We start from the raw sequence: 25,132 nt of genomic DNA, 5'->3' as shown, positions 1-25,132 counted from the left end.
TTTTCATATTGCCAATTAAAATTAATAGTTTTTCTAATAGCCTCGCTGCGCTCGGTCTAGAATTCTACTTTTAACTGGTCTGAATTTGGGGAAGTGCACACCTAGTCTGCAAACCATCAAAAAAACTGGATAATTCTTGTCCTATTTCGGTAATTAAAGTAAAATCTTTGATAAAGGAAGTATTGTCGTTCATTAGATTGTGATGGTTAGCCATTATTTGACTTTAAAGTTAAATGTCCAAATTAGTTCTTGTAATTCGAAATATTGGCTGATAGTAGCCAATAGGAAAGTAAAAATGCCCGGTTTTCATCGGGCATTTTATTTTTAATGTAAAGTTCCATAGTAGCTTAATGAGCATTTTATGAGGTAACGCAGTTGATACAAGCAAGCTCTGGGGTGCTTCTGACTTCATCCAGAAATAGATGATGCTTATTTCCAGCCTTTTTCAAAGGACGTTCTATAACAAATGAATAATTCTGTTCACCAATTTCAGTAATAGTAACTGGTATGGCTTTTCTAGCATCCCATGATATCCAAGCCTTATCGCCGACCTGGAATTTTTCAACGGTTCTTTTATTAAAATGAATAGGAATTATGTTTTTGACAATCACAACCCTTCTTGAGTCACCTTGAACTGACTGTTTTTTAACGGCGGGTTTTGCTTTCTTAGGTAAAAACTGCCGTTTTAAATTATTCTGATAGGACTTCCACGCTTTTTTTAATGTATCGATTGCCTGCCAGCCTGCTCCATGACTATATAAGTAATCTTCGTACGATTGATGGTCATTATGGGATGGCCAATTTTTATCATTGTTCATCTCTCTGGATAGGTCTCCAAGTGGGGAATCTCTGTTTTTTTGCTTTTTTAGCCAGATGGTAAAGCTCAGTTTGGGGAATTCGGTTTTTGCCGTTTCTGAACCAACCAAAACCTGTCTTTGACAATCAGTCCAGTTTGCAAACCCATGTTTTTTTGCAACTTCATTCAACGCTTCGATGTGAGGTATGCCCAATTCTCTTTTGAGTTTTTTCCCCTGAAGCTTATAGTAATTGATATTGTATTTTTGGATTTTCATTGAAATTCACTTTTAATCCGCAATAAAAACGTCGTTCACCAACCATCCCTTTTGCGTATGATACAAAAGTTATTTCAATTTATTTTTTTGAATACAGTGCTTATCAGCTTTGCTATTGGTGAACGGCAGGCTCTGTAGAAATGCCTTACCCAAATATAGCGGTTTGAAATTAGTATTCAAAAAACTTTGGACGCTAAATTTAATTCAAAATTGTTCGATAGCTTCAACAGCTTGGGCACGATTTGGGTTTTCTTTATCTTTGCAATGTATTCTATATTTTATTACACAACTGGTAATTACCGCATTGGTGAATAATCTTACCTTTAGAATTTAACCTAAATTCTAAAAATGCTGCAATCGAGTATTATGTTATTAATTTAATGAGTTTTATATGTTGATCACTTCAATAATCGTAAATGATTCCGTAAATTTCTTTACAAAAATTTTCTATTCCTATGATGTATGGAAGGATTTTGTACTGCCAATTACATTAGCAGGGTTAGCTGCTTACATGGTATATTGGGGGTTTATCAAAGAAACTCAGCGTGATAAAAAGAAGGAACTTGAGGCCGAAGAGCAGCGTCAGCGGGACAAGCTCTATTATTTCTCCAATTCTGTCAAATCGATACATGCAATATCACGCGATCAAAATGAGGCAAACTCCGTATTTGCTGAATCACAGGCTAAAAATCCCATTGAGGTGCAGCAGATTACCTATCTTTCTTTAAATGAACTCAGAAGAATGACCTCTGACTTGCCATTGGAAGAATTTATGCTGGCATATGCAAACTATTATGGCAGCGATCGCAAGAACGCAGTACGGGAATTCAATCAGATTATTATAAGGATAGATATGTTGTATGAAGCATTCAAAAACACTAAGCTGCATTATGAGATGACGCAGGATTTGGAACAAAATGCTAAGTCAAAGTTAATGCAGCATTTTGGTTTGGTTCATACGCTCGTTGCTATCATATCAGATAGTTTTAGGAAATCAGCACCTCCCTTAGCATACGAAATTGATCAGATTGCCCGAGCCTTTCAATCAGAGCAGGCAAATCCAAGTGTTGAATTTTGTTACCATCATTTCTTCATACCATTTAATAAATTTGCTGTTAAGTACATATCGACTGGCTTACCAGAAAAGGCACTTTTGCAAGAGCTGGCGATTCAGACTAGGGATGCTAAGGCGGTATTTGAGCAAATGATCAGGGAAAATAGGCGCTTGTCGGAGGACTTTAAAAATAAATACAATAGCGTTAAGCCAGTTATTGAGGATTTAGAAAAGCATGCAAAACGTTTATTGGACGATTTTTCTTAGAATTTAAATAAAAATTACTTTTTGCGATATTAATGATATTGGGGATTTTTAAGGTTTTTGCAACGCTTTTAAAAGATGAGGTGCTGAACCTGGTTACTTTCGAGGAATATCTTGAACTTATTATGGTCAAAATGGAAAGCAGTGCTTATTTTACCATTATCGGTATTAACTAGACTGGCACAATCCGGAATTTTTAGTATTTTTATAATGATGACAATTCAGGAAACTTTTACTGTAGAACTCCACGATATCAACTTTGACGTCACCTCCCATTGGATTGGGAATGCACACGTATTCCGCTTGACCTTTTCAGACGGCAGGCCGCCCTTGAATATTATCGAGGCCATGGGATATAGGCCCTTTTGGACATCAGTTCCCCAAGGGCGTCAAATTGAGGCGGAGTTTTTTGGAAGAAAGATTAATGAGTACCAAAGCAAAAAATAATTATGTGCTATTACAATGGACAAAAAGTGTCGCGGGCGGAATTCATCTCGCTCTTACAATTGGAGAAAGCAGTTAAGAACTATGATTTTCTTGATAGAGCCGTTCATAACGGATTCGCCTATTCACCAATCGCCGTTTTGAAGCCTGATGAGGCGCAGACCAATTTTGAGATCGTACAAATGGAATGGGGCTTTTTACCTCCATACCTTAAAAATCGTGAAGCCGTGAAAAACTTCCGTAATGGCTATAAGGATGCTTCGGGCAAATGGCACATCGGCTATACTACCCTAAATGCAAAGGCAGAAAACCTTTTTTCCAATGAAAAAGGATCTCCATCCATCTATGCCAAAGCAGCGATGGAAAGAAGATGCCTGGTGCTTTCTACTGGCTTCTATGAATGGCAACACATTTATCCCACCAATAAAAAAACTGGACTTCCGCTAAAAACAGCTGTAAAATATCCCTATTATATCTCGGTGAAAGATTCAGAATATTTCTACATGGCCGCAATCTGGCAGGAATGGACCGATCAGGAAACCGGGGAGATCACACAGACCGTTGCCGTGACTACCGCCCCTGCTAACCCGCTCATGGAGCAGGTTCATAATTCAAAAAAAAGGATGCCCACAATATTGAACGATGAAATGGCCTATGAGTGGATGTTTGGCGATCTTTCCAATGAACGGATAACAGAAATTGCCTCCAGCCAATTCCCCGCGAAACAGATGGATGCCTGCACCATCGCAAAGGAGTTTCTCGCCACACTGGAACCATCAACACCATTCAATTATGAGGACCTTCCTGCGATTGAATACTCGATTTAGTTTTTGTAAATTTCTTGTCAGACAATCGGTATAAATTGGAAAATATTAAAAATAACCTGTCAGATTTCCTATCTGTATTTGATACTCCTGAAGCCTCAGAAATGTATTTTCACCTTTTTGAACGGTTTCACATGACCGTACCCAGCGGTTCGTTTGGAATATTAAGGCACGAAATAAGAAATTGTCTAATTTTCGGCCTTTATCAAGCTGCACTTACACTAACTAATCATTATCTCGAAAGATTTGTCAAGGTTGCCTTAATCAAGGCACAATCGACACAAATGATGACAGCTTATGAATCGTTCACTAAAGAACAGGAAACACTAATCGACGAGTACGGTGGACAGGCCTTATATCGGAACCTGCTCGAGGCACGAAGGTTGGAATTGATTACCGAAGGTGAGTTGGCAGTTTTGCAGGGCTTCCGAAAATTCTACAGGAACACGTTTTCTCATTTTGACAATAAGGAAATTACCCCGGATGTCGATCTACACATGACACAATTTAGCTTTGATAATCCGGGAACACCATTGTCATCCGGAAAAATTAGCCTTAAAAGCCTTGGAATGGATATGGGACATCTCGCTGCGGAATTTGCCAAAGACAATGCCCTTGTTTACTTCCTTGCAATCGATGACCTCGCCATGCGGTTCGAACTCCGTCAAAGCCCTGGCCTGCGTGAGGTAATGATAGCTAACGGTATAGAGGTTGACCGAATCTTTAGCCAGATTAATTTTGATACTTACAGGCCTTAGCTGGAAAAGTTGGTTACATTTATAAATGTGCCGATCAATGTCTTGAATCTGTTCCCGGGTTCTCAATGTGCTGGCTTAAAGGCATCACTAAACGCAATCATGCTAAATGATATCATCTAAATGAAGAGTACCCAAAATACCTTGCCAAAAAAAAGAAAGCATTCATTTGTGGAATGGATCGATAGCCAAGGCGCAGCAAGCTTGGCAGTCCTGGGAATATTATCCTATTCGGCCATGGTGCTGGTTTTTTCCCTATTGGAGAAAATAATACTTTCACCAAGCGATTTCAATCAACCACTATTAAGGGATTGGAATGATCTGATATATTTTAATTTTATCTCGATCTTAACAATTGGCTACGGGGATATCGCACCAAAGGGAAATTTTCGCTGGTTTGTGATACTCGAGGCGGTTTTGGGGCTAGGAGTATACTCTTCGTTTATATCGATTATCACCATAAAAATTCTTCTTCCAAAAAAGGACACGATTGTTTTCTCCAGATTCGCATATTTTTGTACCAATGAAAATGCTTTTATGATAATTTATCTAAATACCGCTAAAAAAGTGATCACCAGTCTGGAGACCTCTTGGTACTTTAAGCTTGGAGAGGATTGGACGACTTGCCAGCCAGCAAAGGTTCCCTTTATTACAACCTCGGTCCAAACGTTTTATCTGCGGTTTGGCAAATCCCTAGAGGAGATCAGCGCCAAGCTCCATCCGCTTGACTGTTTACGCGTAGGGTTGACCGGGAGTTTGGGAATGAGCAATTACTCGACCTCCATTCAATATAATCTAAGCGAAATCATCATTATTCCAGACCGCAAGGAACTGAGCAAATATCCCGGTTTTTATTCGGTGGACGATTCATTGGGAAGTGAGAAATTCATCGCAATGTTCCATTATGAACCTGATGGTGCTCCTAGGCTCAGCACCTATGCAAACTGAATTTCCTGTTTTTTAAAGCGAGGGATAGGGAAATGACATCACCAACGACAAGAGTTGTTTATTAATCCGGTACAAATTTGGGTCTGATTTCCGGCACGCAGGAGAAATTCCGGCATAAACCCACAAATGGCCTTCCACTCCATTCCATTTATTCCGTTGCTTCCCCGGCTTTGGCGGACATCATACCAGTGATGCACCATAATTAATTCAAAATATTATGGAAAACTCACTTTATCAGCCCGCCGAAATCGAGCTCAGCTACCGCCCGAAGTTCAAGCCATCGGAAAGGCCTCAGATCCAAAGCTCAAATATGGCCTACCAAGTCATCCTCAAAAATTAGAGCGTAGACAAAATCGAGCTTCTCGAGGAATTTAAGATCATTTTGCTCAATAGGAGCAACAAAGTGCTTGGATTTGTCAATATATCACAGGGTGGTATATCAGGAACGATTGCGGATCCAAAGATAATATTTGCCATAGCACTAAAAGCCTGTGCGAGTAGTATCATCCTTTCCCATAACCATCCTTCAGGAGAAATTTACCCAAGCGATGCAGATATCAAACTAACTAGAAGGCTTGTTGAGATTGGCAATCTTTTGGATCTTCAGGTACTTGACCATATCATTATTTCAAGCGAAGCTTACTATAGCTTCAAGGATGAAGGTGTAATCTAACCATAAGCGAGCCCGGTGGAGCTTCCCATCGGGCTTATTTTTTATTCATTTTTCTTCTTTTTTTTCTGATTTCCCCAATTATTTACCTGTAGGCATTTTGAGTAGCAAATTTCTGAACAATCCGATTGCCGGAAAGACCATGCCCCAAGGGGTTTGCTGAAATAAAATCTTCCTCCCTTCGGGAGCGTATTTTTTTTCGCAAAGTCTTGCCTTGCAATCCGATTGTATCAAGGTGAGGTGGCTTAACAAAAAGCCAGAAGGCTCCTGCCGACTGACTCTGAACACTAAATAATTAAGCTATGTACCCATTAAAAGAAAGAAGCCCACCGACCCAAGACCTCCGCAAAGAGGAGCGTGCCGGAAACATTGCCCCAGTAGGGGAGATCATTAAACAAATTTTTATCAAACATTTAAAATCAAGAATCATGAAAAATCAAAGCATCAATACCACAAACGGAAAAGCAGACTTTTTAGATATCAAAAGTGCTAAAAACCCTATCTATCAGCCAATGGCAGGAAAGGTAATCAATACTGAAAATAAGGCAACGGTAAAGGATGAACCAAAGAATCAGGAAATCCCATCGACAGCCAAAACCGAAACTGTAAAGGAAAATACCGAAGGACCAAAATCGCTTGGCGCAGTCGTTCAGCCTGAACCACCAAAAGCGGAAAAATCCGAAGCGTTGAAAACGGAAGATAAAACCGAAAAACCTGCCCTGAATTTGGAAGGAACGTTAAAACTGGTAGAAGAACTGCACCGCCGAATGGTGCAACGTGGCCGACTGGTTTATACTATCGATAACCTTGACCGATTCGAAGTGGAGCAAAAGGAAGAAGCCGAAGACACCGCCTCAAATTATTATCAAGGCTGTGAACTCGAAATTGTAGATGATAAACGTAATAAGTTTTCCACCAAAAACCCGACAATTATCAGGGCCGTCGCACTGTACGTGCGTGATCTATGTACCAATCGCTTGGCTGAAATCGAGGCAGAAATTACGATTCCTGATTAAAGTTTATTCTACCCTGCCCATTTGGGCAGGGTTTAACCAAATCCCAAAAATGATGTATGCCGCTTTTTTTGAACTGCTCGACCAATTATACTGGAAAGGCTATACTGAAACACCACAGGAAGAGAATCCAATGGCTTTTAATAGCCAGTACTACGAATTTCTAAATAATTACCAAAACTAAAATACCATGAAAACAGAAGAGATATTTTTTATTGTCCGTATCGAAGTGAAAACCGAGCACGGGCACATTGATGAAACCCTACAGGAAATGGAAAAAACCTCCCGATTTTTTATCACCAATACCCCAAAAGTCAAAGTTATAAACTCCGAAATATTAACGACAAAAATAAGAAACTTAAAAAACAGAAACCATGGCGCATAACTTATATTACAACCATAAAAGCCAACAACATAGTTTTTTCTCGGTGAAGGAAAAAGCATGGCATGGTCTTGGAACGATACTAGAGGATTTCCCCACCAGCGCTGAAGCTATAAAGTTTGCTGGTCTGGATTTCTCCGTTGAGAAAAGACCTTTGTACAGCCTCGATAATCAAAATTTCAACAACTTTTCACAACAGCTTAGTGTTGAGCCTAATGTCCCCGTAACCAATTACTTTGCCAATCTTAGAACCGACACGCAAGAGGTCTTAGGGGTCGTAGGGAAAGACTATCAGATTGTTCAGAACCGCGATGCCTTCTCTTTTTTCGATAGTATCGTTGATGTTAACCAAGGTATAAGGTATGAAACTGCGGGAGCACTGGGAAAAGGTGAGCGGATTTTTATAACGGCAAAACTGCCTGATTACATCAGGGTAGGAAAAGATGACCTCATCGAACAATATATTTTCTTAACGACCTCCCATGATGGCTATGGTAGCATAACCGCTGCTTTTACACCTGTTCGCATCGTCTGCCAAAACACCCTTAATGCTGCTTTGCGCACGGGGCAGAATAGCCTAAAAATCCGTCACACGGCCAGCGCCGTTGATCGGCTTAAACAGGCACACCAGCTTATGGGCATTTCCAGTAAACTTGCCATTGAAATGGAGCAGCTTTATAACCAATGGTCAAAGATGAGGATACGTGATAAGGATGTACGCAAATTGATAGAGATAGCAATGGCTCCGGGAAAGGAAACATTAAAAAGTCTCGAAGAAGAAAAGTATTTTCAGCTTTCAACTCATTACCTGAATATTGTGGAACATGTTTGTGAGTATGCCCAGTCTGCACCCTCGCAGCAAACAGATACAACCAAAGGAACAATTTTTGGTGTTTACAATGCCGTAACGGGATATTTTCAAAATATCCGCAAGTTTCCAAACGAGGAAAACAAACTCAAAAGTATTATATATGGAACTGGACTTCAACGTGCACAGACGACCTTCGACCTTTGCCATCAATTTGCCAAAACAGGTAGCTTCAGTTGATAAAGTGGCACTTTGCCACTTTATTTCAAAATCCCGGGCGCGCTCCGCGCTTTAAGTCGATAAATACCGGCATACAGATCTCCCCGATATTTGATGGAAATAGCCATGTATTACCGATGCCATTCCGAAAACCGAAAATGATCCGGAAAAGAAGAAGGCAAAGTTCCTCTATAGTTCTTCAAGCAGCAACCTGATTTTTGAGATTTTCATAGGCTCTACTTCAGCATTTCTAAAATCCTCATAGGCCCTTTCAATATACCACAAAAGATGATGTGCCAACTCAAAATCCGGAGTAAGCTCAACCATTTTTTTTCTAAGAAAATGCTCTACCAACAACAGGTCTTCCTCACTTTTCGCCGCAAAATCGTTGATCACCTCCAGTAGAAAATGTTTGGCCGTTTCATAAAACCGCCACCGATCGTTCTCTTCGGTAAGTAACAGATAAATCAGATCATCCATTTCATCAAGAGCCCAACCGGTATCAACCATGCAGATCTTAAATCCACTTTGGATATGGTAAGGCGCTAGCTTGGTTTTCCTGATTTTTGCCACAATAAATCTAAAACCTTTTTTTTCTCCCATTGCTGATAGATACTTCGCCAGCGACATTTTGGTGTCATCCGTAAGTTTATCAGTCTCGAATTGTGAAAGAATAACAGCGCTTACCTCTTCAGGAAACCTGGCATAAAGTAATTTGACCGCATGCAAAAAGTTATGATTATTATAGTCTGTTAAAGAACGTAACACTGGTAGGAGCATTTCTGCATCACCGCCTAGTTCAAGGAAGATGTCCAACCCAACATATAACTCGTCTTTGAGTCTCCCCCTTCTAATGGCCTCATAGATCCAATCAACCGACTCAAATATCCTAAGGTTCCGGCACAACCCAATATGTGTCCCCAATACCATCGGATCATTGATTCCATCCCTCATATTGGCTATTACCTTGGCTTGTAACAATTGCTTCTTTTGATCAAAGAGTTTAATTAGTAGCGAAGCAATGGATTCAATTTTATTAAGTTTGTGATGTTCAATTCCCCGTATTCCATTTCTGTCCATCCAGAGCAGATCCAATAGAAACTCTTCCTCGCTGTTCATCTGAAAACGCTTCCAAAGCCTCGCGAGCAGTAATTCCTTTTGACGCCAATGCAGTATGTTATTTTCAATAAAAAAGGCATTATTAAAGTCGGCCCGCGATATCTCTTCATTGAAATAATCAGCAGCAATTGATTTAAATACCTCTTCTCCGGGCCTCGCGTTGAAACTAAAATTAAGGATTAACGCCGCCCTGATAAACTCGAATTGTTGAGGATCCTCCAGTACTTTTAAACAATCCTTAAGAAAGACTATTTTCTGATCAGTCATCCGGTCGCTAAGAAACCTGTACATCAATTCTGAATCTGTCCTGAACCGCTTAGGCTTACTATCATAGTCAATGTACAAATCCTCGTAGGGGAGGGACTTTCTGCCATAAGCACCAAAAAACGATATTACGCCCTCCCGGAAGTTCTCCAGAGATTGAACATATTTCAGGTCGTTCTGGAATTTGACTTCTTGTGATTGCTGATAATAGTTGTCAGCAGGGTCCTCCTTGATTTCCGGTTTTCCAAAAGCATCCTCTACCTGTTCCCTAAAATAGCTGGACTCCTCAAAATTTTTTGCTAAATAAAGGCCGCTTCTGAAAGAATTTAAAGTATCCCTTGAAATTAAGCCTTCCTCATGCGCATAAAGTAAATAGGACATGCAGTCGCGGTCAATGATGTTGGAAAACTCGTAGTGATAATGTCCCTCCGGATCCAGCAGCAATATCTTCAGGGCAGTCATTTTGGTGCCGGTATTTTTAAAAAATTCACTCAATGGAGAGAATTCATCCCTGATCGCCTGCCTTCCCAATATTGAAATAAGATCGACCAAGGGAAAAATGATGCCTCGATCCTTCGCGTACACTAAAGTTGCAGTGGATTCCAAGCCGGAAATAAAACTACCCAGCGCATCAGTACGGTGGGCGTAAAAAGACAACCACGCAGGTGTACCGACAAGCTTAAAGAGCTTTCTCAGATTTTCAGGCCTTCTGGTCGCCAGTAGAAATTCTCCTATCCTTTGCTCAGATCCATTATGCCTAATGGATTTATTATAACTGATCAGCAAACCAAAACCATCGAGGCCAAACTGATAATGTTCATCTACAAGATTTTTCGCAATAAAATATTTATAGATTCCCTCACGGAATTCATGTTTGGCTATAAGGTCCACTCTTCCCATTGCAATCTCTATAACCGGTAGCCCGGTTTCCCCGTAAAATGAAAAGACGTTCATCAAAAGCTTTCCATAATATGGATCCGATAAACTTTTGAGTTCCTCAAATGCTTTTTTCTGGTATTCGCCAGCCAGCTCATTATTCAGGGACAACTCCCTTATGATCCGGCAAACGGTGACCTTGGCCACCTCATGGATATCCGGACGAAGAAGCGAGAGCAGGTAACGGAGCGTTGTCGCCTCATTGCCTATAAACTGCGCAATATCATCCTCGTCAATCCGTATAGGACGGGAGCTGCGATGAATGCAGTTATTCAGTATGCTTGTCAGGATTTCCAGCCTGAATGCGGAGTTAAACTTGCTGCTATCACTATAGGTAAGCAGCTCAATGTTGTCATTTTTGATAATGGTGACCAGCGTTTCTCGCAACGGATCCTGCTCGCCAAGCATCGATATTACCGAAGCAATGGTCTGGATCCACTTCGGACGAATCTTCTTGATTTCTCTGCCCAAGCAGATAAAATCAAAAATCTTGACTTCCTCTTCAATCAGCGCCAAGGCAGCAAGTTGTTCCTGAAGTAAGGCATTCTGGAAGAACCACTTGCCATTTTCTAAAGATAACAAGGCACTGTGCTGAAAAAGTTCGATCTGCTCAGCGCTAAATAATTGTTGTATAAAGTCCTCATCTGCAGCATTCAATCCGGCCAGTTGGAAAGCTAGCGCCAGCTTTTTAAGCCCCCGGCGATAGTCCATCTTTCTTTGCATGAACAGGTTTCCCTTCGATAATTTTCTGTTTGCTGAAATCAACAGGGATTCATCAATAAATTTGGATACAATATCAATCTTACTGGAGGGCAGGTTTTTTGGGTTCTCGGCAAACCACCTGGCTAACATAACCAGGTAAAAGGGGTGATGCAGGAAATCATCAATCCCTAAAATTTTGATTTTTTTGTTGAATGCGTTAACCTGCAGCCCGGAGAGTTTTGATGACAGGTATTGTTGGATCAGGTAGTAACCCAAACGGTCAATGGTGAAAAAATCTACATCCTTTAACTTACCATGAAGATTGTAACGCTGAAAGAAAGATTTTCTACAGGAGAATATAATATTGACGTTAGGATATTGATGAATAAACTCCCCAATGTGGTCTGTCGTTTCGATAAACAGATCGGTTGGCACCTCATCGAGGCCATCAATGATCACAATCAGGTCCTTTGATGGAATCTCCCTCCAGGTGTCCGCGTTCGCTTTAAGAATTTCATCTATAGGCCTTATGTTTACGGACTTGAGCTCAATGAAAATCGTCTCAAAACCAGGAAATCCAGCAGACAGTTCGTAAGCCGTCTGCTTCAACAAGACGCTCTTACCCTCATAAGCATCTGCCAAAAGACAGATTTTTCTTGAAACCAGTGGATTCTCCCTCATCAGTTCTGAAAGAAAAATCGGCTTTTGCTCTTTCCGACGGCTCCAAATTGATTCTTCATTATCCTGTTTCAATGCAGAGATGCTACGGCTGATGAAATTTTCCTGAGGAAATACCTTGGTTTTTTGGAAAGGTTTTCCATGGCAATGTTTTTCAGCATCTTCTATTCCAAAAAAGCGGCTTACAATCCTGTAATATTTGGCCAATATGGAATTTAAGTGATTCCCGTCCCAGACGATTAGCTCAATGCCATAGTCATTGCGCATTCCCAGCTTTTGCTCATTCAGATAGCTTTGAATGCTGGTCTGCTGCAGATCTGCGGAGGTGCAGATCAAAAAACGATCGGAGGTATTTAAAAAAGAACCTTGTTTAAACTCGGTAATAATTGCCCGAACCTTTGTAATATTAACAGCCTTAACATGTTTGCACTGTATAGTGAAAAATTTTCCAATCCCTTGGTCAAAACTTATAATATCTATTCCATCCTGTTTGCTTCCTTTCTTTAGGAATTCTTCAAATGCGGGAAGGGAATACTCTTCCTGAGCGAGATAAACAGTTAGTTGTTGAAACTCCTCCCAGGTTAGCTTATCAAAATTAAGTCTGGTAATCATTTTTTTGAGCCGCGTGTAAAAATTAGTAATGAGAAATTTTAATTAATCCTGGTATTGAGTTTTTGTATTCCCAGATCCTTACGGAAAGAAAATATTAGCTGTTTGGCAAGGGCCCTTATTTTTTCCTCATGAATTTCAAATACCTCGGAAAATTTACCATCCTCATGTTCATGAATAAGATATTCCATTAAATCATCAAGCCGCTTAAGTATCGAATCTGGTACTATCAGATGAGCTTTCGCGTATAGCGAATCTAGTTCCATCGCTTTGGCATCGATTTGATCTGCAAAATCCAGAAGGCGTTCCTCGGTCAGCCCATCCCTTTTTTTTGCCCTTAATACACCGTCAATGATCTCAACAAATTCATAAATATTTCCCGTGATTTTCTCATATATCTTGAATTTCTCGGTGTAGAGCTGATTTCTGATATTTAAAGTTTTGCTAAGCCGATAATTGAGCAAACTGATGATAAAGGCAGCAATCGATACGATGATGGCGATATCTGTAGGCTTTAAATTTGGAGTCAGGGAAAGCATCATAAATTATTTCTTTCGTATGAATAAATCTGGGCTAATAATGGTTTTGGCTAAGGCTTGCAACAGCAAAAAGGTCCTCAATTTATGGTGAAAATGCAGCGTGGGTTTGTTACGCATGAAGCTGCATAGCAACCAGACCTCCGGGAAAGTGCAAAGCCCTTGAGGTTAGTGGTTCGCTAATTCAAATACCGAAGTGAAGAATGAATTGGTCTCCGCCGCCCTTCTCGCCTTAGCAATGATCGCCTCCTGCAATGTCATGCGCCCCTCTAGAATAAAAAAGATATCCTGTCCATCCATGCCGATCAGATTCGTCGGCTTTCCAACCGCAAATGCTTTGAGTGCCTGTTGGGTAAATCCGGAATAACTCACAAAAAGTCCCCTGGACCAGATAGCCTTTCCGCTAACCTTTCCGCTGAAAATTAAAAGGTCAGCTTCCGCTGTCTGCTCTGCATGCCACTTGGCCTCCATCAAATAGGTGTCCTGGTTGAGGTCAAAGCTACCATCGATTTCCTCTCCAACAATCCTGAAAGACTTTTTGGGCTGAAGCACAAATGCATCGAATAATCTGACTAGAAAATCCTGAAAAGCATAACCTCTTTTATGAGGGTCCAGCGATGTCAATGCAATGAATTCAGACTTGAGATTGGAGATCATCTCTGGGTTTGTCTCTTTTTTCATCTCGACCTTTTCGGGCTCCGAACTCTTCAGGCTTCTCAAGAATTCAGGGTCCCATAATTCCGGGATTTTAAAGCCAATATCCTGTATGCTTTTATTGATGGCTACTATTTCCTCCCTTGATATCGGATTTCCCTTGTTGTTGCGGTAGACCATCGCTGTCTGAACAATAGTTGACATCAATACGCAGAATTTCCCTTTGGCGTGTTCCAGGGTGTTCTGCAGCAGCGTTGATATGGCAATCTTTTTGCTGCCACCCTGATACAAATTCCCGATGCCGCATTTTTTTGCACACCCTCCAAAAGAAATTGTGGGGTCCCCATTGGGATGGGGATTCGCTGGCAGAAAATCGTAAAGCAGTCCGGAAAGGGTCGTTATGGCTTGGGTGTCTTTTAAATTGATTGGCATATGGAGCGTCTAAACAGCTAATTTACGGATTTTGACATTAATTTTCAGCAGAACCTTCTTTTAATCTTTAAAGTAATTAACGCATTCAGGTATCGCCAGTTTTATAAACAGAGGAAATTCAAATATTTTATTCAATATTATTTAATATTGCCAATCATTTATCTGAGTCATGAAAACTCCGGAACGTATTCTTCGAAAATAATGCCGGTAAACTCATTTTGCAGCATATGCAGCACCTATTTTCGTTCTATTTGGATATCCTGATCGGAAGAACCTTAGCGTACTTAGTCTCATCAACTACAGATGAACTTTGAATCTTAACAACATTTGATATGATCTCGGTCGGCAATTTAGCGAAATTCAAAAGTGTCCGGACACTTTATAAACTAGGAAGAGTAGCCTTAGGCTCTGAAAATTTAGTTGCAAGAGATATATTTTGCAAGAGTTGAAGCAGCAGCAATTGAAGTGGTTGGTTCTACTGCCATGCATAAACCTAACAATAAGCTCAGATATTAGAGTGTTGGTAAACAGTATGTAATTATTAGAATAGTAAATAGATTAAAAAATCCATCTAACCTCATAAGTCTGAGTGCTAGCAAAATCTCGACTGATCATTGCGGCAAAATGTTAGGTCTTATTAGTTTACACAGAAATATCTTATCCCCATTCTTGGTGATATTTTACACCTTTGATGTGCTGTAATTTTGAAATTAATTCCTAGTTTTTTAATTCTGAAAAAGCATGATTTATTTTGACTTGATAAGTGAGGAGGTTAGGAGGCATTCTCCTTCTTACGGTCTTAGCCCATACTATTTAAAAGGGGTTCTTATGAATGATGCGCTGGTTAAACCAGGAGAAAGTCAAACGGAATTGCCCTTTTACATTGGGATTTACTTATGGGAAGATTATAGTGCTGAAGATTTCATGCACCATCTGAAACATTCAAAGGAGTTTCTTGAGATGCCTGAAGTCTCCAAGGTAGGTTTTTTTCGTTTTCAGACTCAACGCCTTAGCAATGATATTGAATTGCAGCGCTGGAAATCTACTCAAGCCGCAATAGCCACTGGAATCGTTCTGGGATGCTGTAAAAAAATGGGTTTACAAGCCAAAATGGTTAAGGATGGTAGTGAGCCTGCCGGCTTTTTGACTAATCACAACATTTTCTGCCTGATTGAAATTCAGCCATTGGACGCTGGTAGTTCCCCATTTCATCTTCCTGGTAATCTTTGATATTCATAACAATCTATTTGAAATTGGTAAAACCTTTTGGTCGAGGTCGTGCAATTTTGTGCTGGCAAATTAGTAAATGATTAAAATCATGAAAGCGATATAAATCCTCACCGAACCTCGAATGGTACGGGTAATGCCTATGTGAAAATTTTTTGAGCCGATAAGACCTATTTAATAATTTATATGCAAAATGAAATTGGAGATTGAAGTTACCCTGAAGCCTAAACGACCAGGCATCCGACTAAACAAAAGGAAACCGGCTTTAAGCTGTAAAGAATATTTAGGAAGAGATATTAATGCCCCAATCAAAATTATACGCGAAGATATTTTGAATCTGAAGCCCTTTCTTGTGATCCGATATAGCCGAATTTGGTGATTGTTGAAACAATTTTTAATGGCTCTTTTTGCTGGAACTGATGATCTAATTTTTTAGAAAATGTTTAAACGTTATTTCTTTACGTGCTTGTTTTCTATTATCCTTACCCTTGCTTTTGCTCAGTTTAGGCAAGCTACAAGTATTAAAGACAGCCTTAAACGCTTTCCAATAATAGACATGCTATTTCCATTCCGACTGGTGGGGAATACCTGAAGTCAAGGAGCCACTAACCGGGTTAAAATCTCAAGCGGACCGCAAGAGCGATGTCGCGGGAAGCTTAAAGTACCTAAAGAAATACAATATTGTGAAGCGTTAACTGATGGGAAATAACCAGGAAAACGCAAAATGGCTTCTAAAAAGTATTCCGGCTCAAGGCAATTTGGGCATGCCAATAGGCTCTTTGAGACGTGGTCTAAGCTTGATAATTATGGGGAGATTAAAAAGGATAAAAAACATCTGTAAATGTTAGCATAGCTCATTCATCAACTGCATAAAAACTTAATCCAAAACTTCCATTAAATAAATAACATACCGTTAAAACCTTCTGTTCAATAATCATTAAATATACCACTATGAAAATACTATTGACCGGCGCGCTCGCGCTACTGCTTTGTGTGAATGCGGACGCACAGACTCCAGCTAATTATCCATTCGACAGGGTGATGCCCGCTCCGCCGAGAGTAATAGCGATGTTTAAAGACGGGGGAATGAAGCCTTATGTACACGATCTGACAGCAACCGATAAAGAGGCAATTGAGCAGGCCTTTGCTATCTTGCCCCCTTTACATCAAAGGATACTTAAAGAGCATTTGCACAGCATCACCTTTCTCGACAGCATGCAAAATACTGCACTCACTTCCGACGTTGATACCTCCAAATCCCATAGAACATTCAACATTATTTTTCGCGCTGGAATTCTGAATGAGTCCATATCGAAATTTGCAACCTGGAAGGAAAATACAGGGTTTGATGCTTCGGGCAATTCAGGAATGACTGTCGAGGTAAATGCAGGGGATCATAATGCCTTTCAATATGTTCTATTACATGAAGCCACTCATATCGTGGACAAGGTTCTGGATTTGACACCATCTGTACATGATCAGAGAGCCAGTTTCACGCACACCAATTCTACAATGGGCATCTGGCAGCATCACACGACTGTTGCTAAACAGTTTGTTCTGCCTACCCTGGGAAAGAGTCTTTTCCGAAGTGGCAATTTATTGCCCATCGCGCTTACACCTCAACTTTACGCTGATTTGAATCAAACGCCGTTCCCGTCACTTTATGCTACTTCTAACTGGCACGATGATATTGCCGAACTGCTGGCCATATATCACGTGACCAAAAAACTAAAGCAGCCCTATATAATCCTTGTTAAGCAAAACGGCCTTGTAGTAAAAACATATGAGCCTATGAAAAATAAGTTGGTGAGAAAACGACTAAAACACATGGCTATGTTTTACAATAGCTAATATTTAATTCAGCCGTTTAGTTCCCAAAGGATCTGAACGGCCGAATATGTTGTCACTGTATTATTTCTTATTGAAAACATCGGGCAAGTTTATTGAAACGGCCACTCCGGTTGAAGATAATTTCGAGTTTAGGCCGAATATTAAACGGGGAGGGCCGGCCCGTTTAAATATATCAGTCCGCTTTTTTTTGCTAAATATGGCATTTTATCTATATCTGATCCGCTGGGTATCGAAACGTTGCTAAAACCATCTGCCGGCTGCCCTGTGATGCTAACCAATTCTGCAAAACTTGTTCCTGTGTAAAAGAGAAACATTCTTGCCCTTTCACCCGCCGAATTAATTATGTTATGAGGCGTATTTCTTGGGATGTATAGGCTTTGTCCCTGACTTAAAACTATTGTATCGGACCCAACCTTTATACGAACTTCTCCTTCTATTAAATGAATAGTTTCATCTTCAGTGCAATGCAGATGTGAAAAACTTTCCGCTCCGCTTTGCATAAATGCCTCGATAATTGAACAACCGCCAATGCTATGCTTAGTTGTAAGGTGTATATCCATAATGGTCGATAAAAAATCATACCTGCCCGGCTTAGTAACATACTGAATTGTCTTTTCTTCAAGGATTTTAAAATGTGGATTATTGTGTAACTGATTCATATAGTCGCTATTTTCTTTGTACATTATAGATCTAATAAGATTTTCCAATCAATGTTCAATTGTAAATGTTATAGATACAAAGGTTTGTTTTATAGCATTATGTTCTAATCACCAAAACTGGTGATTCCCTTCATCGATATCTATTTGACTTAATTTTTGTGCGCTTATACGTCGTTCCCTTTTCAACTAATTAATAAATCAATGCGTAACATTCAGGGCAGAATGCTGGATTTTACAGCATAATAATTTTGACATACCACAGCGAATCTGCTTTTGTACTATAATGACTGGAATGTTATTGGCGAAAAGTCCCAAGCATGAATTATAGCCTGCATCCCGGTGCGTTTGCAGATATCCCAACAAAAATGCTGGCCATCTTAATTTGCCTAATTTTTGCGGCGATGCCCGTTGCCGGTTTTTCATGTGGTATAACAAATCGCAGAACAAAAGAGATCAAAAAATAAAGCTCGCAAAACCCTTTGATCCTTAAGTATTAAATGCTTAAGGCTTGCATGGAGCAATGTTATCATTTAAAAGATCATCGCATTGGCAGACTATATCTGCCTGCGGATACGGCTCAGCGATTGGGGGGTTATGCCTAAATAAGTCGCAATATCAATCAGAGGCACACTCAAAGCAATTTCAGGCTGGGTTTTTAGTAATAGTTTATAGCTATTTAAAGCGTCCAATGACAAAAGTGTATCCTTTCTGGTTATCATCTCAGCCATAGAGGAATGCGCAATGGTATCGAGTAAGCTCCTGAAATCAGGTAGTAGCGCGTACAGTTCTAAAAGGCCGTCTTTATCCAAGAAAAGAACCTCACCATCGGTTGCCGCCTCCAGACCATGTACCGCTGGCGTCTGGTTATAAATGCTGTACAAAAATGCCATGAACTGGTTTGGTGTCATAAAATAATAAACGCCATTTCTCAGGTCCTCTTTTTCTACTGTAATCTTGATTATGCCTGAAACGATAAAATAAAGCTTATCAGCGATTTCTCCCGGCGAGGAAAGTACCTCACCTGCCTTAACTTGCCTAGGCTGAAATGCTGAACTCACCAGTTCGATTTCTCTTTCACTAAGTTGAGGATATCGGTTTAAAAAGTCTATTAGCCCCGCGTTTAGTACTGAATCCTTCAGGTTTTCGCCGTTGATATTCGGTTCAGCCGGTGATGCGTCAATATTTTCAATCATAAGTATCGGTTCGAAATAAATAATATGGGGGTAGGGATGGATTTATTAACGGCATTTTAACCAAAGAAAGCCACGGTAGTCAGATTTCGGAAAGATGCCGGTAAGAAGATAATAACGGGTTTAAAGCCTTTTTATTTTTAATCACCGGAAATTTTGGTGAGCTAAATTTTCTGAGGTTTTGACACCAGATCTGCAAGCTGCAGAATTTAATAATCACATTCAGCTCATCTGGATCTTTTTCAGACACTTAAGTGTCCGATTTTCATTTCTTAACATTTGTTAAGTTGGATTCTGCAGAATTCAGCAGAGCTTTGCCGCAGTTATTAATTTAAAAACTATTTTTATGAATTCATTTTGGTTATTCAATTCTAAACTTGAAATTATTGGCGACCTGGAACGTACGGGAACAGCATTTGATATCGTGGAAGGTATATTCCCACCCGGAACCCAGTCTCCTGTACACATTCATTCCCAGTATTCAGAAACAATTTATGTCGTAGAAGGAAATTTAACCGTGTACATTCCTGGCGAGAGTAAGGAGCTAAAAGCTGGTGATACTTATTTCATTCCTACAAATGTGCCCCACTGCTTGATCAATCCATCAACCGACGCTTCATGTAAGGCCCTTGCGGTAGCATCTACAAATGGATTTTCAAAGCTCATCCGCGCAGTAGGTCTTCCTGTTGTGGAAGGTGAAGACAGCCCGGCCGGTCAGCATGATATGGCTCTTGCGATGCAGATCATGGCAGAGGTTGGCGACAGCATCATTGCGCCTCCCGGCTCGCGCCCTTAATTTATTTTATCGGTAAGGCATTGCTGCCCGAGGAAACATTTCCTTGGGCAGCAATTTTCCGTCTTGCTATCCTTACGTTGTTTTGGCTACAAATCATGCGAATTTGACGAACTTTAACGGTTGGATAATTCTAAACTTTGATCCTAAACCTTAAACATGCCCAGCAATGTCTTACTGCAGTTATTTAAATACCATGTCCGGCCCGCAAAAGGAATTGCATAAAGCCTACCACGATAATCAATACGGTTTTCCAATACACAATGATGATGAATTATTTGCTAGACTGATTCTTGAAATAAATCAGGCTGGTCTGAGTTGGGAAACCATTTTAAAAAAACAGGACGGGTTTAGAGATGCCTATCGTAACTTTGAAATCTCCAAAGTGGCAGCCTTCGATGAATATGATCGTTCTAGGCTAATGGGCGATCCGGGCATTATTCGTAACCGGTTGAAAATTAACGCAGCCATCGAAAATGCAAGAACGATATTAGCCCTTAATAAGGAATATGGCTCTTTTGAAAACTGGCTCGACAGTCATCATCCAAAACCACTACAGGAATGGATGAAAATTTTCAAAAAAACCTTTAAATTTACAGGCGGCGAAATTGTGAACGAGTTTTTAGTCAGCACTGGCTACCTTCCAGGAGCACATAGCGCCAATTGTCCAATATATCCACAGGTCCTAAAAGCAGATCCTGCATGGAATCGAAAATAATACGTCCCCTCGCTACAGCAGCTAGATATGAAAAATTCAAAAGTTATCCACTTAACGAGTATATCCCGCGCACTTCGTGAACTGGGACTTCCACGGCCGAATCATCCACTGATTGCTCTGGTTGACTATAAGGATATTGATATTAAGGCAGAGGATGCGGAGAAATCCTTTGTATTTGATTTTTATAAAATTTCTTTTAAGAAGAATTTTGCCGGCAAGATCCGATACGGTCAGGGGTATTATGACTTTGAAGAGGGTGGGCTCTCTTTTACTGCACCTAATCAAATCATATCCAGAACGCAGGATGAAGCGGACTACAGTGGATACACGCTTTTATTTCACCCTGATTTCATCCGCAATTATCCCTTGGCAAACCATATAAATAGTTATGGTTTCTTTTCATATTCTGTTTCAGAGGCATTATACCTCTCCAATAAGGAAAAGAAGATTATCTTCTCCCTTTTTGATGCCATGATTGTCGAATTGGACACCAATATTGATACCTTCAGCCAGGATGTGATGATTTCACATATCGAGTTGCTTTTAAATTACAGCAATCGGTTTTATAATCGACAGTTTATAACCCGAAAGGCCTTAAACCATGATATGCTCTCCCAAATGGAAGCATTCCTGTCCTCAATTTTAAACGACGGTAGCGCTTTGCTTAAAGGAATTCCAACTGTCCAGCACCTTGCTGACCACCTAATGGTTTCTCCCCGGTATCTGACTGACATGCTCAAATCCCTTACCGGACAAACCGCCCAACAGCATATCCATTCCCATTTGATTGAAAAAGCAAAAACAATTCTGTCTTCAACAGATTTAAGCATATCCGAGGTTGCCTATAAGCTGGGTTTTGAACATCCCCAATCCTTTAATAAGTTCTTTAAGCAAAAAACCAATAACTCGCCGGTGGAGTTCCGCCGGTTGTTCAACTAATACAAACCGATGGGAAAGATAGCTTGCGTTTTTTTGACTTGAACAAATACCTTTTTGGCTACTTACATTCAGTCGTTTACCTAGATTTTTGCTTAGTAAAATAAACTAAGAAAAAATGAAAACTATATTTATTACCGGTTCCTCGGCAGGTTTGGGGAACGCAGTTGCCAAAACCTTTCAGGCAAACGGATGGAAAGTTATAGCCACCATGCGCAATCCAAAGAATGATAAAGAACTGCAGGATTTGGAAAATGTAACGCTCCTTCCGCTGGATGTGACCAACAACGAGCAAATTCTCTCAACAGTAGAACAGGTTATGCAGTCCGGTACCATAGACGTTGTGCTCAATAATGCAGGCTACGGACTTACCGGTGCCCTTGAATCTTATCCGGATGAGGCAATCGTAGATCAGATTGGAACAAACTTACTCGGGGCTATTCGCGTCACCAAGGCATTTATCCCATACTTTAAGAAACAAAAACACGGTCTTTTCATTAATACCACCTCTATCTTCGGAATCGTTACAGGTCCCGTAGGCTCAATTTATAACGCTACAAAATGGGGCTTGGAAGGATGGTGTGAAAGCATGTCCTACGAACTCTCCCTATTCAATATTGGGATTAAAACCGTCGCGCCCGGTCTCATCAGATCAAATTTTATAAACGGCATGGAAGCTTTTTCGCATCCCGATTATGAGAATTTGAGTGAAAAAATGTATAATGTTTTTCTGGGTGGAAAATTGCTGGATTGGAGTGAGCCGGAACTTATCGCCCAAACGGTCTATCAGGCGGCAACTGACGGCAAAGATCAACTGCGCTACCTGGCAGGAGAGGACGCAATTAAACTTGATCAATTGCGCAGTGATTTAGGAAATGAAGGTTACAGAAAACATATCATTTCCCTGTTGAATGAGCAGTCATCATAAATAACGTATTGATTTACCTATTCATAATGAATGTTAGTAAGCCTTTGAACTAAGATTTTCAAAGGCTTTATTATTTTTTGATGTTATGTTGCTTTGCTGTTATTTGATGTGCACCCTGAAAATCTTTGAAATGCATAAAGAATAGCGTTGATTTTCGTAATTAATAACCAATACCTACCCCTAATTTTGAATGTGGGACTAATTGCAGCTCCTGAAAATTAGATTAAGGTTTTGATAAACACTACTACGGATTATGGAAGAGATATCTAGGCGACATTTTATCGCAAGCGCGACCACAGCCGGTTTGGCCTTATGGCTGGGTTTAACTTCGGAAGGAAACCTCTACAAAGCTATTGATTCAGCCTCAGTGAATTTCAGTCCTTTTATCCTAATTGAAGCTAACGGACAGATCACCCTGTTCAACACCAAGCCTGAAATAGGTCAGGGAACTTTTCAATCTTTTCCTGCATTGATTGCTGAGGAACTGGAAGTTTCCCTTGACCAGGTCATCATCAAGCAAACCAATGGTGAGTACCAATTTGGAAATGCTCAGCGTTCCGGCGGAAGCGCCTCAATCCGAAATTCTTATCTTCCGATGAGAAAGGTCGGCGCCGCAGCCCGCGAGGTATTGATCAAAGCAGCAGCGAAGACATGGAACGTAATAGAATCTGAATGCTTCGCCCAGAAGGGAAGCATCACCCATGCACCCACACAACGAAAGCTTTCCTACGGATCTTTAATAGAAGAGGCCGCTAAATTTGATTTGCCGGAAAATCCAAAGCTTAAAGACCCCAAAGACTTTAAGATTCTTGGGAAAATGTCAAAAAGACCTGACATTCCCTTAAAGACCAACGGCAGCGCGGAATTTGGAATTGATGCCATTGTTCCGGGGATGTTATACGCTGTTGTTTACCGTAGCCCAGTCATCGGCGCAACGTTAGTGAGCTATGATGCGACTGAAGTGTTGAAGATACCAGGTGTTGTGAAAGTAGGAACCGCAGAACGTATCGTCGGCGTATACAGATATACAGGAGTCGCCATAATTGCCACCAGTTACTGGATTGCCAATCAGGCAAAAGAGAAATTAGTTACCCATTGGGATAACCATGGTTTTGATAAGTTCAATACCAGGGATTATGAAGCTCACCTTCGCACACTTGCCAACCAGACCGGTATTGTCGAGAAAGCAGTCGGTAATGTAGATGATGTTAATTTGCCGCCAGAAAGTTATCTGGAAGCCTTTTATGAAACCCCCATTATTGCTCACCACGCCCTTGAGCCACTAAACTGTACCGCCCAGGTTAACGGCGATAGGGTGGAGATCTGGACCTCCACACAGGTTTCTAGCGCAGTCACGGGAAAAGGTGCAGGGGATATGCACGGGCAAATCGGATTTACTCCGGAAAATATAACCTTGCATTCTTTATTTGTGGGCGGAGGATTTGGAAGGAGATTGTCAATGGACTATATCGTTGAAGCTGTCAATGTAGCAAAATTGGTGGAGCAGCCCGTAAAAGTGATATGGTCAAGGGAGGATTGCACCCAGCAAGGACCATTCCGTCCGATGACTTTTTCAAAATTGAAAGGAGGCATTTCCGCTCAAGGCGCTTTAATTTCTTTCGAACATAAAGTAATCAGCCCCTCCCTTCAGCAATCCCGTGACAGTACTTTTGACCCTTCCAAGGTCGATCTGGCCATGATGGAGGGGATTTCTGAACAAGCTTATGAAATTCCAAACATGCGAAACTCCTATGTTAGGGCTGATCTGCATATTCCCATCTCTCCATGGCGTTCAGTCACCAGCTCAACAGTTTCATTTGCCCAGGAAAGTTTTATCGATGAGCTCGCCTATCAAGCAAAAAAAGATCCAATGGATTTTCGTCTTGAACATCTTAAAAAAACCTCTGATGCCAAAAAGGTACTCCTGAAACTGAAAGAACTTTCCAACTGGGAAACAAAATTACCCAAAGGGAGCGGGAGGGGAGTAGCCGTCTGGGAGTTTTTTGCGGGCCTTGGTGGACAGGTTGTGGAAGTTACCTGCCATAAGGACAAGACCATAACCATCAACAGGGTAATTGCCGTCATAGATTTAGGAGAGGTTGTCAATCCTGATAATGTAAGAAACCAGATGGAAGGTTCCGTTATTATGGGCCTGGGTGCGGTGATGAAGGGCGGAATAAATTTCGTCAACGGAAAGGTCGCCGAACATAATTTTTATGATAGTCCACTGCTCAGGATAAATGAGATACCCAAAATTGAAGTTCACATCCTTACAGACGGTGGCAAAGTTAAAGGAGTGGGTGAGCCTGGTCTGCCCCCTTTTGCACCCGCGCTTGCCAATGCGATTTTTGCAGCAAGCGGGAAAAGATTCCGCAAGTTGCCGTTTGAATTAAGATTATAAATTATAAAACCATTCACCTGAAAAGTTATCACTCCGAATCTGCAA

General features: G+C 40.7%; 25 protein-coding genes. 19 read left to right on the top strand and 6 right to left on the bottom strand.

Features of this window, described 5'->3' with window-relative positions; translation table 11 throughout:
- Positions 1-359 precede the first annotated feature (359 nt).
- Positions 360-1,073, bottom strand: coding sequence for a YozE family protein (locus ASE74_RS05105; RefSeq protein ID WP_055905129.1), 714 nt, complete (start codon positions 1,071-1,073; stop codon positions 360-362).
- Positions 1,074-1,464: 391 nt separating this feature from the next.
- Between ASE74_RS05105 and ASE74_RS05100 the strand changes: the two genes are divergently transcribed.
- The 11 genes from ASE74_RS05100 to ASE74_RS05060 all read left to right on the top strand — a co-directional run bounded on the left by ASE74_RS05100 (position 1,465) and on the right by ASE74_RS05060 (position 8,475).
- On the top strand, positions 1,465-2,394 hold the full coding sequence (locus ASE74_RS05100) for a hypothetical protein (RefSeq protein ID WP_055905126.1): 930 nt from the start codon (positions 1,465-1,467) through the stop codon (positions 2,392-2,394).
- Positions 2,395-2,426: 32 nt separating this feature from the next.
- Positions 2,427-2,567 carry a hypothetical protein gene (locus ASE74_RS24685; RefSeq protein ID WP_157255350.1) on the top strand — a complete coding sequence of 47 codons (141 nt, stop codon included), beginning with the start codon at positions 2,427-2,429 and terminating at the stop codon, positions 2,565-2,567.
- A 34-nt stretch (positions 2,568-2,601) separates the two neighbouring features.
- Positions 2,602-2,838, top strand: a complete 237-nt coding sequence (locus ASE74_RS25065; protein WP_235526010.1) for a hypothetical protein — start codon at positions 2,602-2,604, stop codon at positions 2,836-2,838.
- Between the two features lie 2 nt (positions 2,839-2,840).
- Positions 2,841-3,662 carry an SOS response-associated peptidase gene (locus ASE74_RS05090; RefSeq protein ID WP_055905119.1) on the top strand — a complete coding sequence of 274 codons (822 nt, stop codon included), beginning with the start codon at positions 2,841-2,843 and terminating at the stop codon, positions 3,660-3,662.
- 35 nt (positions 3,663-3,697) lie between these two features.
- Positions 3,698-4,417 (top strand): hypothetical protein, encoded by a 720-nt coding sequence (locus tag ASE74_RS05085; RefSeq protein ID WP_055905116.1) that lies wholly within the window; start codon positions 3,698-3,700, stop codon positions 4,415-4,417.
- 120 nt (positions 4,418-4,537) lie between these two features.
- On the top strand, positions 4,538-5,362 hold the full coding sequence (locus ASE74_RS05080; RefSeq protein ID WP_055905114.1) for a potassium channel family protein: 825 nt from the start codon (positions 4,538-4,540) through the stop codon (positions 5,360-5,362).
- Positions 5,363-5,714: 352 nt separating this feature from the next.
- Complete coding sequence (locus tag ASE74_RS25060; RefSeq protein ID WP_369800131.1) at positions 5,715-6,035, top strand: RadC family protein; 321 nt, start codon at positions 5,715-5,717, stop codon at positions 6,033-6,035.
- Between the two features lie 425 nt (positions 6,036-6,460).
- Positions 6,461-7,048, top strand: a complete 588-nt coding sequence (locus tag ASE74_RS05070) for a hypothetical protein (protein WP_235526008.1) — start codon at positions 6,461-6,463, stop codon at positions 7,046-7,048.
- Between the two features lie 49 nt (positions 7,049-7,097).
- Entirely contained in the window at positions 7,098-7,229 is a 132-nt protein-coding gene (locus ASE74_RS25320; RefSeq protein WP_255352022.1) for a hypothetical protein, read from the top strand.
- 6 nt (positions 7,230-7,235) lie between these two features.
- Positions 7,236-7,430, top strand: a complete 195-nt coding sequence (locus ASE74_RS05065; RefSeq protein WP_055905107.1) for a hypothetical protein — start codon at positions 7,236-7,238, stop codon at positions 7,428-7,430.
- Positions 7,420-8,475 (top strand): DUF932 domain-containing protein, encoded by a 1,056-nt coding sequence (locus ASE74_RS05060; protein ID WP_055905104.1) that lies wholly within the window; start codon positions 7,420-7,422, stop codon positions 8,473-8,475. The genes ASE74_RS05065 and ASE74_RS05060 overlap by 11 nt, the downstream gene beginning before the upstream one ends.
- Positions 8,476-8,643: 168 nt before the next feature.
- On the opposite strand, the gene ASE74_RS05055 is transcribed toward ASE74_RS05060, so the two are convergent.
- The 3 genes from ASE74_RS05055 to ASE74_RS05045 form a co-directional block, all read right to left on the bottom strand.
- A complete protein-coding gene (locus ASE74_RS05055) occupies positions 8,644-12,765 on the bottom strand; it encodes an NACHT domain-containing NTPase (protein WP_055905101.1) in 4,122 nt (1,373 codons plus the stop codon).
- A gap of 38 nt (positions 12,766-12,803) precedes the next feature.
- A complete protein-coding gene (locus tag ASE74_RS05050) occupies positions 12,804-13,304 on the bottom strand; it encodes a hypothetical protein (RefSeq protein WP_055905098.1) in 501 nt (166 codons plus the stop codon).
- A gap of 162 nt (positions 13,305-13,466) precedes the next feature.
- A complete protein-coding gene (locus ASE74_RS05045; RefSeq protein WP_200912267.1) occupies positions 13,467-14,384 on the bottom strand; it encodes a hypothetical protein in 918 nt (305 codons plus the stop codon).
- Positions 14,385-15,212: 828 nt separating this feature from the next.
- Between ASE74_RS05045 and ASE74_RS05040 the strand changes: the two genes are divergently transcribed.
- Positions 15,213-15,614: a hypothetical protein gene (locus tag ASE74_RS05040; RefSeq protein WP_157255349.1), complete on the top strand. Its 402-nt coding sequence runs from the start codon at positions 15,213-15,215 to the stop codon at positions 15,612-15,614.
- Positions 15,615-16,562: 948 nt separating this feature from the next.
- Positions 16,563-17,462 carry a hypothetical protein gene (locus tag ASE74_RS05030; protein WP_200912266.1) on the top strand — a complete coding sequence of 300 codons (900 nt, stop codon included), beginning with the start codon at positions 16,563-16,565 and terminating at the stop codon, positions 17,460-17,462.
- A 140-nt stretch (positions 17,463-17,602) separates the two neighbouring features.
- On the opposite strand, the gene ASE74_RS05025 is transcribed toward ASE74_RS05030, so the two are convergent.
- A complete protein-coding gene (locus tag ASE74_RS05025) occupies positions 17,603-18,145 on the bottom strand; it encodes a cupin domain-containing protein (protein ID WP_055905089.1) in 543 nt (180 codons plus the stop codon).
- Between the two features lie 293 nt (positions 18,146-18,438).
- Here ASE74_RS05025 and ASE74_RS25055 point away from each other — a divergent pair, with 293 nt between their 5' ends.
- A complete protein-coding gene (locus ASE74_RS25055; protein ID WP_157255348.1) occupies positions 18,439-18,585 on the top strand; it encodes a hypothetical protein in 147 nt (48 codons plus the stop codon).
- Positions 18,586-18,675: 90 nt separating this feature from the next.
- Here the strand turns inward: ASE74_RS25055 and ASE74_RS05015 are convergent, their stop codons facing one another.
- Positions 18,676-19,314 (bottom strand): Crp/Fnr family transcriptional regulator, encoded by a 639-nt coding sequence (locus tag ASE74_RS05015; RefSeq protein ID WP_055905083.1) that lies wholly within the window; start codon positions 19,312-19,314, stop codon positions 18,676-18,678.
- A gap of 343 nt (positions 19,315-19,657) precedes the next feature.
- Between ASE74_RS05015 and ASE74_RS05010 the strand changes: the two genes are divergently transcribed.
- The 5 genes from ASE74_RS05010 (at position 19,658) to ASE74_RS04990 (ending at position 25,087) form a co-directional block, all read left to right on the top strand.
- Complete coding sequence (locus ASE74_RS05010; protein ID WP_055905080.1) at positions 19,658-20,107, top strand: cupin domain-containing protein; 450 nt, start codon at positions 19,658-19,660, stop codon at positions 20,105-20,107.
- Positions 20,108-20,273: 166 nt separating this feature from the next.
- Entirely contained in the window at positions 20,274-20,822 is a 549-nt protein-coding gene (locus ASE74_RS05005) for a DNA-3-methyladenine glycosylase I (RefSeq protein WP_055905077.1), read from the top strand.
- Positions 20,823-20,849: 27 nt separating this feature from the next.
- The gene (locus ASE74_RS05000; RefSeq protein ID WP_055905075.1) at positions 20,850-21,761 is read left to right on the top strand and encodes an AraC family transcriptional regulator; all 912 of its coding nucleotides are present in this window, start codon (positions 20,850-20,852) and stop codon (positions 21,759-21,761) included.
- A 115-nt stretch (positions 21,762-21,876) separates the two neighbouring features.
- A complete protein-coding gene (locus tag ASE74_RS04995; protein WP_055905072.1) occupies positions 21,877-22,686 on the top strand; it encodes an SDR family oxidoreductase in 810 nt (269 codons plus the stop codon).
- 253 nt (positions 22,687-22,939) lie between these two features.
- Positions 22,940-25,087: a molybdopterin cofactor-binding domain-containing protein gene (locus ASE74_RS04990; protein ID WP_055905069.1), complete on the top strand. Its 2,148-nt coding sequence runs from the start codon at positions 22,940-22,942 to the stop codon at positions 25,085-25,087.
- The last annotated feature ends 45 nt before the right edge of the window (positions 25,088-25,132 follow it).

This window comes from Pedobacter sp. Leaf216 (assembly GCF_001421515.1).
Classification (GTDB): Bacteria; Bacteroidota; Bacteroidia; order Sphingobacteriales; family Sphingobacteriaceae; genus Pedobacter.
Note: the sequence above shows the minus strand (reverse complement) of the source record. Positions and strands in the feature narration are given on the sequence as shown.

Coding starts and splice junctions, on each gene's coding strand:
- ASE74_RS05065 (WP_055905107.1), top strand. CDS start 7,236: ATGAAAACAGAAGAGATATTTTTTATTGTCCGTATCGAAGTGAAAACC.
- ASE74_RS05055 (WP_055905101.1), bottom strand. CDS start 12,765: ATGATTACCAGACTTAATTTTGATAAGCTAACCTGGGAGGAGTTTCAA.
- ASE74_RS05105 (WP_055905129.1), bottom strand. CDS start 1,073: ATGAAAATCCAAAAATACAATATCAATTACTATAAGCTTCAGGGGAAA.
- ASE74_RS05005 (WP_055905077.1), top strand. CDS start 20,274: ATGTCTTACTGCAGTTATTTAAATACCATGTCCGGCCCGCAAAAGGAA.
- ASE74_RS05060 (WP_055905104.1), top strand. CDS start 7,420: ATGGCGCATAACTTATATTACAACCATAAAAGCCAACAACATAGTTTT.
- ASE74_RS05025 (WP_055905089.1), bottom strand. CDS start 18,145: ATGTACAAAGAAAATAGCGACTATATGAATCAGTTACACAATAATCCA.
- ASE74_RS05030 (WP_200912266.1), top strand. CDS start 16,563: ATGAAAATACTATTGACCGGCGCGCTCGCGCTACTGCTTTGTGTGAAT.
- ASE74_RS05050 (WP_055905098.1), bottom strand. CDS start 13,304: ATGATGCTTTCCCTGACTCCAAATTTAAAGCCTACAGATATCGCCATC.
- ASE74_RS05010 (WP_055905080.1), top strand. CDS start 19,658: ATGAATTCATTTTGGTTATTCAATTCTAAACTTGAAATTATTGGCGAC.
- ASE74_RS05070 (WP_235526008.1), top strand. CDS start 6,461: ATGAAAAATCAAAGCATCAATACCACAAACGGAAAAGCAGACTTTTTA.
- ASE74_RS24685 (WP_157255350.1), top strand. CDS start 2,427: ATGATATTGGGGATTTTTAAGGTTTTTGCAACGCTTTTAAAAGATGAG.
- ASE74_RS05100 (WP_055905126.1), top strand. CDS start 1,465: ATGTTGATCACTTCAATAATCGTAAATGATTCCGTAAATTTCTTTACA.
- ASE74_RS04995 (WP_055905072.1), top strand. CDS start 21,877: ATGAAAACTATATTTATTACCGGTTCCTCGGCAGGTTTGGGGAACGCA.
- ASE74_RS05045 (WP_200912267.1), bottom strand. CDS start 14,384: ATGCCAATCAATTTAAAAGACACCCAAGCCATAACGACCCTTTCCGGA.
- ASE74_RS05090 (WP_055905119.1), top strand. CDS start 2,841: ATGTGCTATTACAATGGACAAAAAGTGTCGCGGGCGGAATTCATCTCG.
- ASE74_RS25320 (WP_255352022.1), top strand. CDS start 7,098: ATGATGTATGCCGCTTTTTTTGAACTGCTCGACCAATTATACTGGAAA.
- ASE74_RS05040 (WP_157255349.1), top strand. CDS start 15,213: ATGAATGATGCGCTGGTTAAACCAGGAGAAAGTCAAACGGAATTGCCC.
- ASE74_RS05080 (WP_055905114.1), top strand. CDS start 4,538: ATGAAGAGTACCCAAAATACCTTGCCAAAAAAAAGAAAGCATTCATTT.
- ASE74_RS25055 (WP_157255348.1), top strand. CDS start 18,439: ATGAATTATAGCCTGCATCCCGGTGCGTTTGCAGATATCCCAACAAAA.
- ASE74_RS04990 (WP_055905069.1), top strand. CDS start 22,940: ATGGAAGAGATATCTAGGCGACATTTTATCGCAAGCGCGACCACAGCC.
- ASE74_RS25065 (WP_235526010.1), top strand. CDS start 2,602: ATGATGACAATTCAGGAAACTTTTACTGTAGAACTCCACGATATCAAC.
- ASE74_RS05015 (WP_055905083.1), bottom strand. CDS start 19,314: ATGATTGAAAATATTGACGCATCACCGGCTGAACCGAATATCAACGGC.
- ASE74_RS05000 (WP_055905075.1), top strand. CDS start 20,850: ATGAAAAATTCAAAAGTTATCCACTTAACGAGTATATCCCGCGCACTT.